Origin of the sequence: Nostoc sp. CENA543, from assembly GCF_002896875.1 — a bacterium.
In the GTDB taxonomy this organism is placed as follows: Bacteria; Cyanobacteriota; Cyanobacteriia; order Cyanobacteriales; family Nostocaceae; genus Trichormus.
This window is the reverse complement of sequence record NZ_CP023278.1, coordinates 6,039,406-6,052,619: the sequence shown is the minus strand read 5'-3', so window position 1 is coordinate 6,052,619 and position 13,214 is coordinate 6,039,406. Positions and strand designations below refer to the sequence as shown.

The 13,214-nt window shown below is 40.2% G+C and carries 11 protein-coding genes; 6 read left to right on the top strand and 5 right to left on the bottom strand.

Annotated features, from left to right (window positions below; all coding sequences use genetic code 11):
- Nucleotides 1–48 precede the first annotated feature (48 nt).
- A complete protein-coding gene (gene mfd / locus CLI64_RS25380) occupies nt 49–3,600 on the bottom strand; it encodes a transcription-repair coupling factor (protein WP_103139827.1) in 3,552 nt (1,183 codons plus the stop codon).
- A 271-nt stretch (nt 3,601–3,871) separates the two neighbouring features.
- Between mfd and CLI64_RS25375 the strand changes: the two genes are divergently transcribed.
- From CLI64_RS25375 to CLI64_RS25365, 3 genes are read left to right on the top strand one after another with little or no spacing between them, the layout of a single operon-like run.
- Entirely contained in the window at nt 3,872–5,182 is a 1,311-nt protein-coding gene (locus tag CLI64_RS25375) for a hemolysin family protein (RefSeq protein ID WP_103139826.1), read from the top strand.
- Entirely contained in the window at nt 5,175–5,378 is a 204-nt protein-coding gene (locus CLI64_RS25370; RefSeq protein ID WP_103139825.1) for an element excision factor XisH family protein, read from the top strand. Before CLI64_RS25375 ends, CLI64_RS25370 begins: the two co-directional genes overlap by 8 nt.
- Nucleotides 5,360–5,701, top strand: a complete 342-nt coding sequence (locus CLI64_RS25365) for a XisI protein (RefSeq protein ID WP_103139824.1) — start codon at nt 5,360–5,362, stop codon at nt 5,699–5,701. The genes CLI64_RS25370 and CLI64_RS25365 overlap by 19 nt, the downstream gene beginning before the upstream one ends.
- Before the next feature lie 20 nt (nt 5,702–5,721).
- Here CLI64_RS25365 and CLI64_RS25360 read toward each other — a convergent pair whose 3' ends face one another.
- Nucleotides 5,722–6,903, bottom strand: coding sequence for an aldo/keto reductase (locus tag CLI64_RS25360; protein WP_103139823.1), 1,182 nt, complete (start codon nt 6,901–6,903; stop codon nt 5,722–5,724).
- Nucleotides 6,904–7,098: 195 nt separating this feature from the next.
- Here CLI64_RS25360 and CLI64_RS25355 point away from each other — a divergent pair, with 195 nt between their 5' ends.
- Entirely contained in the window at nt 7,099–8,310 is a 1,212-nt protein-coding gene (locus CLI64_RS25355) for a family 10 glycosylhydrolase (RefSeq protein WP_103139822.1), read from the top strand.
- A 50-nt stretch (nt 8,311–8,360) separates the two neighbouring features.
- On the opposite strand, the gene CLI64_RS25350 is transcribed toward CLI64_RS25355, so the two are convergent.
- Complete coding sequence (locus CLI64_RS25350; RefSeq protein ID WP_103139821.1) at nt 8,361–9,578, bottom strand: HhoA/HhoB/HtrA family serine endopeptidase; 1,218 nt, start codon at nt 9,576–9,578, stop codon at nt 8,361–8,363.
- Between the two features lie 343 nt (nt 9,579–9,921).
- Between CLI64_RS25350 and CLI64_RS25345 the strand changes: the two genes are divergently transcribed.
- Nucleotides 9,922–10,296, top strand: a complete 375-nt coding sequence (locus tag CLI64_RS25345) for a metal-sensitive transcriptional regulator (RefSeq protein WP_103139820.1) — start codon at nt 9,922–9,924, stop codon at nt 10,294–10,296.
- Nucleotides 10,297–10,301: 5 nt separating this feature from the next.
- Here the strand turns inward: CLI64_RS25345 and CLI64_RS25340 are convergent, their stop codons facing one another.
- Nucleotides 10,302–10,832, bottom strand: coding sequence for a dihydrofolate reductase family protein (locus CLI64_RS25340; protein ID WP_103139819.1), 531 nt, complete (start codon nt 10,830–10,832; stop codon nt 10,302–10,304).
- Nucleotides 10,833–10,879: 47 nt separating this feature from the next.
- Between CLI64_RS25340 and menH the strand changes: the two genes are divergently transcribed.
- The gene (menH, locus tag CLI64_RS25335) at nt 10,880–11,692 is read left to right on the top strand and encodes a 2-succinyl-6-hydroxy-2,4-cyclohexadiene-1-carboxylate synthase (RefSeq protein ID WP_103140871.1); all 813 of its coding nucleotides are present in this window, start codon (nt 10,880–10,882) and stop codon (nt 11,690–11,692) included.
- 146 nt (nt 11,693–11,838) lie between these two features.
- On the opposite strand, the gene CLI64_RS25330 is transcribed toward menH, so the two are convergent.
- Nucleotides 11,839–13,053: an ISL3 family transposase gene (locus CLI64_RS25330; protein WP_374703982.1), complete on the bottom strand. Its 1,215-nt coding sequence runs from the start codon at nt 13,051–13,053 to the stop codon at nt 11,839–11,841.
- Nucleotides 13,054–13,214: the final 161 nt, after the last annotated feature.

Here is a 13,214-nt window from a genome sequence, read left to right as displayed (position 1 = left end):
AATCATCCCATGTTCATGCAAAACTATTTAATTTAGAACTATATAGTATTAAACAACGGCTGCTTCTACGATCGCACCCTGCATTTTGGTCATCGCATCGATTAAACTCTGCAATTGTTGGTCGGCTTTTAACACTGCTAAACCGCGTACTGTCACCTTACCAGGAGAGTAAACGAAACGCGTCTTGAGATGGTCTGGTAAGTTCGCGGCTAATAAATTCCATGCTGGTTCTTCCATTGGGGTTTCTAAAACAACGTGCTGTTTGTTTTCTGGTTTGATGCGGCTAAATCCTAGTTGTTTCGCTAGTTGTTTGAGTTCCATAACTCGCAATAGTTGATTTGCGGGAACTGGTAAATTACCATAGCGATCGCCCCACTCTGCTGCAATCTGCGTTAACTCGTCTTTGGATTTTGCTGCTGCTACCGCACGATACGCACTCATCTTTTGATCAATATCGGGAATATAATCAGCAGGGATAAAGGCGGTGAGGTTGAGGTCAATTTGTGTGTCGTCAACTTTGGGTATTTCTTGACCGCGAATTTCTCGGATTGATTCTTCTAACATTTCCATGTATAAATCAAAACCAATCGCTTCCATTTGACCGGATTGTTCTGCACCGAGCAAGTTACCCACGCCTCTGATTTCCATGTCGCGCATTGCTAACTGATAGCCAGAACCAAGTTGCGTAAATTCCTGAATCGCCCGTAAACGTTGCCGTGCGGCATCAGATAACGCCCGTTGTTTGGGATAAAATAGCCAAGCATGAGCTTGAATACCTGCACGTCCTACTCGTCCGCGTAATTGGTATAGTTGCGATAAACCAAACTTGTGCGCGTCTTCAATTAAGATGGTGTTGACGCGGGGAATATCTAAGCCTGATTCAATAATGGTGGTACAGACGAGGATATCTGCTTCACCGTTACTAAAGGTGAGCATGGTTGATTCTAACTCGCTCTCGTCCATTTGACCGTGAGCGATCGCAAATCTTCCCCCAGGGATCATTTCTCGCAGTTTACCTGTTGTCTCTTCAATACCCTCTACCCGTGGAACTACATAAAATACCTGACCACCTCTGTCTAATTCTTGCCGAATAGCACTACGTATGGTTTCGGGATTCATCGGTGAAAGGTGAGTTTGAATTGGTCTGCGGGTTGGAGGTGGGGTGGTAATCAAACTCATTTCCCGAATTCCCGACAAGGACATATATAAGGTGCGGGGAATGGGTGTGGCGGAGAGTGTGAGAACGTCTATTTGGGTTTTCAGGGTTTTAATTTTCTCTTTTTGGTTCACCCCAAATCTTTGTTCTTCGTCAATTACTAATAGTCCTAAGTCTTTGAAGTTGACACCTTTGCCTAAAAGTTGGTGTGTGCCAACTACTACATCTAATTCCCCTGTGGCTAGACGCTTTTGGATATCACGGCGTTCTTCGGCGGTACGGAAACGGTTAAGTAAGCCGACGTTGACGGGGTAGGGGGCGAAACGTTCTTTGAGGGTGTGGTAGTGTTGCTGGGTGAGAATTGTGGTTGGTGCAAGTAAAGCAACTTGTTTACCGGAAGTGACGGCTTTGAAAATAGCACGGATAGCTACCTCTGTTTTCCCGAAACCCACATCACCACATACTAACCGATCCATTGGGCGATCGCTTTCCATATCGCGTTTCACATCCTGCACAGCTTTTAGCTGGTCGGTTGTGGCTTGGTAGGGGAAGGAATCTTCCATTTCCTCTTGCCAAGGCATATCTTGGGGATAGGCAAACCCTTGTTGTTGCGATCGCGCGGCGTATAATTTCAGCAAGTCTACTGCTAATTTCTTAATAGCTTTGCGGACGCGGTTCTTGGTATTTTCCCAAGCTTTACCGGTCATTTTATGCAGTTCTGGGGCTTTATCGCCTGTACTGCGGAAGCGAGACAATGACCCGACTTGGTCAGCAGCGACTCTTAAAAGACCGTCAGCATACTGTACGACAATGTAATCACGGGTTTCGTCATTAATTGTCAGACTTTCTAACTTGACGAATTTACCCACCCCATGACTTTTGTGAACTACATAATCCCCTGGACGCAGCTTATTGGGGTCAACTTGCTTAGATGCAGCTTTGCGCCGCTTGCGGATGTAGCTGGGGGTGGCGAGGGAATGCTGTCCGTAAAATTCGCGGTCGGTGACGACTACTAAGCGGAAAGTCGGTAAAATAAAACCTTCTAATTCCGCCAGTCCTGAATATTTCAAAGCTACGGGGATATGGTTGATTTGTAGCTTGTCGATAGCTTGGTAGTCACGGGGGTTAGGAATAAACTGCGCCGGACAATCATGTTCTTGCAGGAGAGAAACAGAACGGGAAGGTTGAGCCGAAATTAACCAAATCGAGAAATTGCGATCGCGTTCTTGGCGTAATGTATCTGCTAGTTTGGCAAATTGGTGCGGTGTCACAGGTACACGGCGACTAGCCAAATTCATCCCGTTATTTTCTTCTGCTAGTTCCGATAAATAAATAGTCTTAAATCTGGTGACATCAGCCAAACAGTCATCAAAACACCGATGAATCTTGGGTAATTGTAGCGAACCCAAATCATATTCCCCAGTTCCTAAAGACCATTGTTCCTCAGCATTTTCCACCCAGCGATCGCTATGAGCATGACATTGTTCTGGCTCATCGATGGCAATCAAGGTATCCTCTGGTAAGTAATCCAGTATCGAAGCGGGTTTTTCATAGGCTAAACCCAAAAATCTGCGACTACCTTCGATAATTCCTGACTCACTATCCAATTCTGAATCAGAACTAAAATCAGAACTCATCGCCTGAAACTTAGCATTACCTTTGAGTGCATCTAAGATAATTGGGGTAAAGCTAGTAGGGGTAAGGGTAATTTGTGTAACTTTGTCAAGGGCTGAACGTTGAGTTGATGGGTCAAATTCCCGAATTTGCTCAATTTCATCGCCAAACCACTCCAAGCGCACTGGTAACTCAGAAGACACAGGAAAAACATCGACAATATCACCGCGCCGACTCCATTGTCCTTCTGTTTCTACTAAAGGTACACGTTCATATCCCAAAAGAGTGATTTTTTCACTAAAAGCATCCAGGTCAAATTCCATCCCTTTTTTCAGGGTAAGACACAAAGGAGTAAAAGCACCTGGTGGTGGTAAATGCGGCTGCAAAGCCCCGACAGTAGCCACAACCGCGATTTTATTAAACTCTCGACTGTTGACTATTGACTGTTGACTGTTGACTATTGACTCTTGACTGTTGACTATTGACTGTTGACTCTTTACCAAATCTGCCAAAACCTGCATTTGTCCCCAGGTCATTTCCGTTTCGGGGTCAAAAGGTTCGTAAGGGGAAGCCTCAGAAGTCGGGTAAAAATGCACAGTTTGCCAACCCATCGCCTCTAACTGTGCGTAAGCGCGTCCAGCTTCTTCTAATGTGGCGCAAACTACGAATAAATTCCTTTGAGAATTTTGAGCTAACGCCGAAGCTACTAGGCCTTTAGGTAGACGAGGTATACCATTAAGGCGTAACTCTTGTTGACGATTTAATTTAGAAAGTAACTCAGTGGTGAGTGGCGATCGCCCCAAGGCACGCACAATAGAAGAAAATGCCATAAGTTCTACTAGCGGAGGAAGTCTTTCCAGATTCAGAAACTATAGTGACGGCTATGTGAACTATTGTAAGTGCTGAGTGATTAGTCAATAGTCATTAGTCATTAGTCAATAGTCATTAGTTTTTTGCCCTACACCCCATACCCCATGCCCAATGCCCAATGCCCCATTCCCAATTCCCATACCCAACCTCTAGCCATTTCTCAAAGAAACTTGAATACTAGATACTAATTATTAAGCTATGTTCGCTTTGGAATAGCGACAATCTATAACAATGTCATTGGAAATTTTAATCATTCTCGTACTAATTATTGCTAATGGTGTGTTCTCGATGTCTGAGATGGCCATTGTCTCAGCGCGCAAAGTCAGGCTACAACAGCTGGCTAATCAAGGTGATGCGAAAGCCAGAGTCGCTCTGAAACTGGCAGAATCTCCAAATCACTTCCTGTCTACTGTTCAAGTCGGTATTTCCCTGATTGGTATCCTCACTGGTGCTTTTGGGGGAGCAACTATTGCTGAAAGTCTAGGAAAGTATGTGAAACGCGTACCTTTTTTAGCTGCTTATAGTCAACCTATATCTTTTGGAATTGTAGTTTTAATTATTACGTATTTATCTTTAATTATCGGTGAACTAGTGCCGAAACGTCTGGCGTTAAGCAATCCAGAACGCATTGCTTCGACAGTGGCGATTCCTATGCGTGCTTTAGCAGCGTTGGCTTCTCCGGCTGTACATTTGTTGAGTGCTTCTACAGAAATGGTACTGAGGCTTTTGGGGATCACGGCTTCGGAAGAACCTCTAGTGACGGAAGAAGAAATTAAAATCCTCATAGAACAGGGAACGGAAGCGGGAACTTTTGAGGAAGCGGAACAGGATATGGTGGAACGGGTTTTTCGTTTAGGCGATCGCCCCGTTAATTCCTTTATGACTCCCCGTCCTGATATAGTTTGGTTAGATTTGGATGATTCTGCGGAAGAAAATCGCGAGAAAATCACTGATAATGCTTACTCCCGTTATCCCATTTGTCAGGGAGGTTTAGATAATGTGTTGGGGATTATTCCTGTAACTGATATCCTGGCTAGGAGTTTTCGCGGTGAACCTTTAGATTTAACTGTAGGTTTACGTCAGCCTGTCTTTGTCCCTGAAAGTACCCGTGGTTTAAAGGTTTTAGAGTTATTTAAACAAACTGCGACTCATATGGCCTTAGTTGTGGATGAATACGGGGTAATTCAAGGTTTATTAACTCTCAATGACATTATGAGTGAAATCGTTGGTGATGTTCCTGCCAGTCCCGAAGAAGATGAACCACAGGCTGTACAGAGGGAAGATGGTTCTTGGTTACTAGATGGAATGTTAGCGGTAGAAGAATTTTTTGAATTGTTTGATTTGGAGGAGTTGGAATTTGAGGAAAGGGGTAGTTATCAAACCTTGGGAGGTTTTGTGATTACCCATCTAGGACGCATTCCCAACGCCGCCGACCATTTTGAGTGGGAGGGAATGCGAATCGAGGTGATGGATATGGATGGTAATCGGGTGGATAAGGTTTTGGTCGTACCTCGGTTAAATCACAAGGAGGGGAATGGGTAATTGGGAATGGGGAATGGGGAATGAATTGACAGAGGTAGAGCCAGAAAGGGAGTTATATTTAGCGGTTACTAATAGTGTAGTTGAAGATTTATTTGCAGAACCCGTAGGTAAGCTATTACTCAAAAATCGTCGTTTGAAATTAATTGCATTTGACCCCAAACAGGAGGTTATTCAGCAATGGATAGTTCCCAATTAGACTATTATCGTCAGGTGATTGAAACGGTGTTGAGTGAATATGCAGCAATACCATATTCCTATGCTCCCATAGAAGCGGAATTGGTATTTGACCGCACACGCGATCGCTATTTATGGATGGATGTCGGCTGGGATGGCGAACGCCGTGTACATGGCTGTTTAGTGCATATTGATCTAATTGACGGTAAAATTTGGATTCAAAGAGATGGAACAGAAGAGGGAATCGCAGCAGATTTAGAACGTGCTGGAATTCCCAAGGATCATATTGTGCTGGGTTTTCGTCCCCCAGAGTTACGTCAATACACAGGTTATGCGGTAGCCTGAGTCAACAACGCAACTGATAATTAACTCTGAGACAACCGTTTAACTTCTTCACCGACTAACATATTATGGGCTTGAGCTAAAATTTGCGGGATTTTGTCGGCGTGAGGACTTTGAGCAAGGCATTGTTTTAAGTCTAGTCCCGCTAATTTATCGGCTTTGTTGCCGGGAAACCAATGACTACCATTACCTAACAGGTTGTAGCGCATTTTGCCATATTCTACTAAGTCGTAGGCTGTGGCTAGATTCCACAGCCATAAAACCATCCTAATATTGATTTCTCCAGGGGTTTCTTGCCATGTGGGGAGGTTGGTTTGCCAAGTTTTTACCCAATCTTCGCCGAGAGTTGCGATCGCTTCTTCTTCTAGACGAGCTAAAATTGGCGGTAAAATCTCCGAAGCTTGGTCTAATAATTCTAAGGTTTTCAGGTGTTCATCAAAATCTTGGGGTTTGGCTGCACCCAAGCTCAAAGTATGCACCTGTGAATGACTTAAACAAAATAAATCATTAAACACCATCGGACTCAAAGGCGCGCACAAATCTACTAGTTTTGGTGGTGGATTATATAATAGCCCTCCCTTATTAGAAGGACTAATAATAAACACACCCATATCATGATTTTTTGCTGCTGTAATTGCAGACCAATTCCATTGATTAATGTAATACCAATGCAAATTTACATAATCAAATTCGTTGGTGTTAATTACTTCTAAAATAAAATCTGTTGCCCCATGAGTGGAAAAGCCAATAAATCTGACTTTACCTTCGGCTTGTAACTGTTTTGCCACATCTAAACAGCCACCCGGACGCAGGCTATGTTCTAAAAATTCGGCGTTGTTAATTCCATGTAATCCGAGTAAGTCTACATAATCTAACTGAAGATAGTTCAGCGATGTTGCAAATTTCTGGCGGAACTCATTTGCGTCAGCCGTAGGCGAAACTTTCGTCTGCACAATCAATTGTTCACGGGGAAACTTGGGTAAGATTTTTCCCAACTGCATTTCCGAGCTACCATATCCCCGCGCAGTTTCAATATGATTAATTCCTAACTCTACTGCACGGCGAATAGTTGCTTCTAAATTAGCTTGATTATCTGCCGGTACATCTGACGGGTTTACATCTTCCCACTTATATTGATATCTCATTCCGCCGCAGGAGAATACCGGCATCTGTAATTCTGTCCGTCCGAATCGTCTGTACAGCATCAGTTATTTTGGATGTTTTACTTCAAGTTTAAAACAAGTAATTAACTGCATCAAATGATGATTTTGATGACTGATAATCCTGAGAAAAAATAAAGTTACAGTTTTTAGCAAATTCAAATGGGAAAATTCAAGCTGTGAATTGTAGAAATTAGTATACCTGTCAACTGACAATCACCCATCAATCATCACATTATTATGCCCAAACACAATAAACAACCGAGTGGCTGTGGATGCTCAAATATACCAATATCTCTAATAGTCTTGATTTTAGGGGGTGGTTATTGGTGGTTGAGTCAAAAAAGCAATCTAGACTTTAGCAAATTTTTACCGAAAAATCCACAAGCAAATATTCCCGTTTTAAATTCTCCCACCTCTGCGATCGCTAATCCTTCTCCTCAGACAAGTTTACCCACAAGTCCTTCTCCATCAGTAACTATCAGTTCAACGCCTCAAAAGCAGCTGCCTATCACAAAAACATTACCTCCGACTCCTTGGGAGAAAAAAGCCATTAGAGGAATTTATTTAAGCCGCTACCAAATTACGAATAATGCTGATGAACAAACAATTCGTCAAAGAGTTCGTTACTATCACTCTCAAGGCATTAATACCATTATTCATGGTGTTTGGGGAAATGGTTGCACAATGTACAATAGCGAAGTTATGCAGCAGACATTAGGATATAAAAGTTGTCCTAATCAGTTTCAAGAAAAATGGTTAGATTGGTTGATTGATGAGGCACATAAACAGGGAATGCAGGTTCATGCCTATTTTGAAAAAGGAATTAAATTAGATAAAAATAGTCCCATTTATGATTTAGCAGTGTCTCGAAATTGGCTAGTTCCTGGGGTAGATAAAACTTACGCTGGGATAGACCATTACGTTTTAGATGTGCAGATTCCTGAAGTTGCCAACCTATTTACAAATATCTCTGTGGAATTTGTGAAAAAATATCCCCAAATTGATGCTGTGCAATGGGATGATTATCTGGGCTATCATGCAGAATTACCAGGAAAAGTTGATCGCACTGCGAATTTAACTAAATTTTTACAGCAAATGATCACTGCAATCAAACAAGCCAACTCCAAAGTAAAGTTTGATATTTGTCATCATAATCCGTACTGGGCTAAACGTTATTTTGCAGCTGACTGGCAAAACTGGAATGTAGATCGAGTATTTATTCAAGCTTATAATGAGGATAATTTTTCCGAAGAATTAAATTATGCCAAAAAATATGCGGGAATTGCCATTACTGATAAACAATTATCGCGTCTGCCAGAATTAATAGACAACGATAAAATTGACAGTATTTTAGTTTTTTCTTTAGCAGGAAAACCAGAAGCAACAGCTGCTCAAATCCAAACATTGATCCAAAAAAACATGAAAAATCCCCCCAAAACCTCGAATTAATGTGAGTTAAGAGGGGATAAAACAAGTATTTGATACTTTCTTAACTCTAACTAAGAAGCATTTTGCAACTCAGCTGTACGTATAGATAGCTGTTGTACCTGATTACCTCGTTGTACTTTCACCTGTAAAACTTGACCGAGGCGACTATTTTCGACAACGTTCTGTAACTGTTCTGCTTTGGTGATAGCTTGGCCATCAACTTGCACAATCACATCGCCACGACGGATACCTGCTTGAGCAGCAGGGGAATTGGGGATAACTCGCATTACCAAAACACCGCTAACTTCTGGGATAGTGAAGGCAGAGTTAGGATCAGTGTTATTCTGTTTCGCTAAGGATGGGGTTAAAGTTACCATCTGCACGCCTAGATAGGGGTGAGCAACTCTGCCATCTCGTTGCAGTTTATCTGCGATCGCTTTAGCCTTATCAATAGGAATAGCAAAACCAATACCCATAGCATCAGCACGAATTGCTGTATTAATCCCGATGACTTCACCTTTATCATTCAATAAAGGGCCACCAGAGTTACCAGGGTTAATGGCTGCATCAGTTTGAATAAAGTCTAACCGCTTGTCAGTGATACCTACTTGCGCGCTAGAACGCTTGAGGGTGCTGACAATACCCAAGGTGACGGTATTATCAAAACCTAAAGGATTACCAACTGCGATCGCCCAGTCTCCCACCTGTACATTACTAGAAACACCCAAAGGCGCAACAGGTAAACTGCTACCAGCGTTGATTTTCACCACAGCTAAATCTGTGACTTCATCAATCCCTTGCACTTTGCCATCAAAGGTGCGACCATCCTTTAATCTCACCGTCACGCGATCGGCTTTATCCACCACATGGGCGTTAGTTAAAATTAAGCCACTCTTATCAATAATGAAGCCAGAACCTAAACCGCGTAATTGTTCCTGCGGCATTTGTCCTTGCAAACTATCACCGAAAAATCTGCGGAACACAGGATCATCAAAAAACGGATCAACACGACGGGTAATTGTGCGTTCTGTATCCAGCCTCACTACAGCTGGGCCAACACGATTCACGGCGGCTGTCACAAAGCTACTGTTACCTACAGCAGCAACTGTTGGTGATTGTCTTTGAGCAATTAATTCTGGTGTATTCTCAGGATTCACAGCACTAGGTGCGGGTTCTGCTTGGGAAGGTAGCACACGCAGAGAACTGAATGTCAGCGCAACTCCTAGAATTATTGCTAATACATGAGTACCGAGTTGGCGTATAGACCGGGGGAGTTTAGTAAATCGCATATTCACAACCTAATCTAGAAGCCTAATTGTTACCTGATGGCAACAAATCTACTTAAAATTATTGTGGCAGATAGGGAAATATTCCTTGCGCCTTGACGTTAATTCTTAGCTACAAGTTTCACTCTAGTCTGTCCAGAGTATTCATACAAGCGAAAACGTAAGCTATCCGTATTTTAAAGTTAAATGAATATCTCATCTCATCGCTATGCTGGCAATTTCCCCTGGCCTAGTTCGGGTATTACCCATGTTTCTTACACTCCTTTTAGGGAGTAGGCTACAACTCTTCCTTCCAGTTTCCAGTCTTAGGGTAGGATTTTAAATATCACCAGTGCTGCAATTAACCATGAATGGCTCAAACCGATTAACTCCTGAATCTTCTCCTGTATCCTTACCCCCAGAACACCCACACAGTCACGATTTAGAAGATGAACATATAGCTCATCCTCACATCCACAGTGAAGAATCTTTACGGCGAATTGTTAACCGATTATCTCGAATTGAAGGACATATTCGAGGTATTAAAACAATGGTGCAACAAAATAGTCCTTGTCCTGATGTTTTATTACAAATTGCAGCTGTGAGAGGCGCACTAGACAAAGTAGCTAGAATTGTTCTAGATGAACATCTCACTGAGTGTATCGCTAGAGCCGCAAAAGAAGGTGATATAGAACTAGAAATTAAACAACTTAAAGCGGCTTTAGATAGATTTATGCCTTAAAAATATTAATCTGCATTTTTGTTTTTAAAGGTATAAGTAACTTGTAGCAGTCCCGAATCAAATTTATTGACATCCTGCAGATTTAAACTACATTCAAGACTAGGATCATTCACAATTAGTGGTATTCCACTTCCCAAAATAATTGGATGAATAGAAAGAATCAATTCATCAATAAATTTATGTTTCAAAAAGAAGTATATCGTCTGTGTACCGCCTACTAACCAAATATTTCTACCACTTGATTGACGTATTTTATTGATAAACTCTTCCCAATCACGATTAACAAATGTGGCATTATTCTCTGTTTTACCTTGTTGTTTTTGGGAAAATACGAATACTTCCTTATCTGCATAAGGATAATCACCAAAACTTAAAACCTGTTGATATGTCTTATTACCCATCACCAATGTATCAATTTGGGTGAAAAAATCTGTATAACCATAATCTTGGTCTGTAAATAGCCAATCTACTGCTCCTGATGATCTGGCGATGTAGCCATCGAGGCTAGAGGCTATGAATAAAATAATTTTTCGCATGATATTTTATATTTTGTAATTATACATGAAGTGTATTTATCATGATTATGAAACTAGAAAATTATATTCTTAATTATGAGTTAATTAAGAATTACAATCAGCCTTTAATTTTGTTTCTGCACGGTTTCATGGGAAGCATTGAGGAATTTGACACAGTCACAAAAGTATTAAAAGATAATTTTTCCTATTTATTAATAGATTTACCAGGACACGGCAAAACTCAAGTATTAGGTGGGGACGAATATTATACAATACAAAAAACTGCTACAGCAATTATTGAATTAATAGAAAAATTAAAGATTAATCAATGTTATTTAGCTGGCTATTCAATGGGTGGGAGATTAGCTTTATATTTAACTCTCCACTTTCCACAGTATTTTTCTAGAGTTATCTTAGAATCGGCTTCTCCAGGTTTAGCGACAGAAACAGAACGTACAGAAAGAATCAAACGTGATCACCAGATAGCGAGAAAACTAGAAAGGTGTCTATCTCAACCTGATTTTTCCCTGTTTTTATCGAATTGGTATCGTCAACCTATTTTTGGTTCTCTTCAGCATCACCCAGAATTTCACTATATGTTAGAGAATCGGCTGCAAAATAATCCTCTAGAATTAGCCAAGTCACTAAAATTTATGGGTAATGGCAGCCAACCATCATTATGGGAAATATTACCTCAAAATCAAGTGCCTTTGCTCCTGGTGGTGGGCGAACAGGATGACAAGTTTGTCCAGATTAATCAAGATATGGTTCAACTATGTCCAGTAGCGCAACTTCAAATAATTAGCAATGCTGCACATAATATTCATTGGGAAAATACTTCAGAGTTTGTGCGTTATCTTCAGTATTTTCTCCAACACTAATCAATATTTTAGTTCTTCAATTTATTAAATTTATATTTTATTTAGTGGAATACACTGTTTTCATATAGCAATCATAAATGATTTTTGAGCAACAAGATAACCGAATTCTTTTGGTTCTTCAGTACCTGTTATGTGAAAGTAATAAGTTAAGTCCAGTTTAATAAACATCTGACTCTAAAGTTTTCAAAATTTCTAAATCCATAAGCAGAGCGTTTAATAAGCTTCAATTTATTGTTGATACCTTCAACAGCACCACTTGTTGTCCCATGATCAAAGTAAGCAATAATTTCATCAAACCAACGAATCATAGTATTGTTGCTCTGAGGAAAATATTTTTTGGCTCTCGATAGCCACATACCGAGTTTAAATACTCCCGTATACCAATCTTCTGTGAAATTGAAAATTTTTCTAATTTTTTCTTTTAACTCATGCATTAGTTTCAAAGTTGGAGATACGCTTTTCACTTGTATCAGTTTTTGAACTTGCTCTTCATTTAACTTATCTTGATTTTTAAGCAAGGGATATTTACTGTTTTTTAATCCCGCTAATATCATTTCATATTCAGCTTTTTTATCGGCTAAATTTGTTTTCTTAATTAGCTCTTCTACATTTCTCTTTTCTCTTTTCCTTTGTATGTCTAGTTCTTTATTTATTTGCATCATCACATGAAATCTATCTGCTACCACCTGAGCATTCGGCATTAATTCTGTAACTAACTTTTTATAACCTTGCCACAAATCAATACTGACCTCTTCTATTTGATTTAAAACCTCAAACCCCCATCCTGTCATTACTTCCTTGATTATTTCTTGTGTTCGCCCATTCAGAATTGCCAGAAGTTTAGATGTGTCTAAATCTATTAATACAGCACAGTAATGACCTTTTCCTTTTACTAAAGCTATTTCATCAATTCCAAGTCTTTTTAAGCCCGAAGGTTTTGAATTACCATACTCTTGAGATGCATCTTTTAGCATTCTTTCTATTTCTTCTGTTGTGACTATTCCCTTCGATGCCACACTGTGGATATCGTTTTCTAGCACTTCTTGTATTGTTTTTTGCGCTAGCCGCTTTGTATAGGTTCTTTTTTTACTTACAAAGTCTAGGTCTTCGCTAAAAGGCTTTCTACATTTAGAACATTTGAATTGTCGTCTATTGATTTCTAAAAATACTGGTTTCTCTCCCAACGGTAAATCTTTAACAATATGCCGATGGTTTTGATGTAATTTCTCGCTTTTTGTCCCACAATGAGGGCAAACACTATGTGATTTAATTGATTGAGTTTGTAAAATAATGCCGATTCCATTATGGATGCGTTGCGATATAACTTCTACATCTTTTAAATCCAAAATCTCTGTAAGCATTTTTATTGTTCTTTTCTTCACCATGACTATAAATGTATAAAAATATTTCTGCCTCTCTCTACAGAAAACATAAATATTCTTTCTATGTCAAGTACAGCAAGGATTACGACAACATTTTGATACAGTTAATTACATTTTTTCATCTTGAAATTTAATTGTTT